The following is a 345-nucleotide window of genomic DNA, read 5'->3' as shown; positions in this document are numbered from 1 at the left end:
GATCCAGTAATGACAGCGGCAATGATTGATAGGTTAACTCACAAATCTTACATCGTTAATATGAATGGTAATTCATACAGGTTAAAAGAAACTAAAGATTGGCTGAATTCTCAGTAATTATTTTTTACGTAAATTGCAATATTAAATTGAACTAGTTTCCAACTGTAATATAAAAATCATTCAAGTAAGGCCTCACACTGTTCAAGAAAAGCTTCATTTGGTGTTAAGTAATCAAGGATTTTCCTAGGCAAAGTATTGCACCAGACTTGAACTTTAGCAATTGCTTCTGTTGAAAAATCAAGTAGGCTCTTCCCTTTTGGGATAAAGCGTCTAATAAGGCCGTTA

At 33.3% G+C, this 345-nt stretch carries 1 protein-coding gene and 1 pseudogene; one reads left to right on the top strand and one right to left on the bottom strand.

Translation table 11 applies throughout. The features are described 5' to 3' along the window. Positions 1-117: ATP-binding protein (locus CDO51_RS14850; RefSeq protein ID WP_240503555.1), on the top strand; the 117-nt coding region annotated here is incomplete at its 5' end. A 59-nt stretch (positions 118-176) separates the two neighbouring features. Here the strand turns inward: CDO51_RS14850 and CDO51_RS14845 are convergent. Then, positions 177-345, bottom strand: a pseudogene (locus CDO51_RS14845) (IS30 family transposase); the annotation flags it as partial.

Source organism: Natranaerobius trueperi (genome assembly GCF_002216005.1).
GTDB classification, from domain to species: Bacteria; Bacillota; Natranaerobiia; order Natranaerobiales; family Natranaerobiaceae; genus Natranaerobius_A; species Natranaerobius_A trueperi.
Note: the sequence above shows the minus strand (reverse complement) of the source record. Positions and strands in the feature narration are given on the sequence as shown.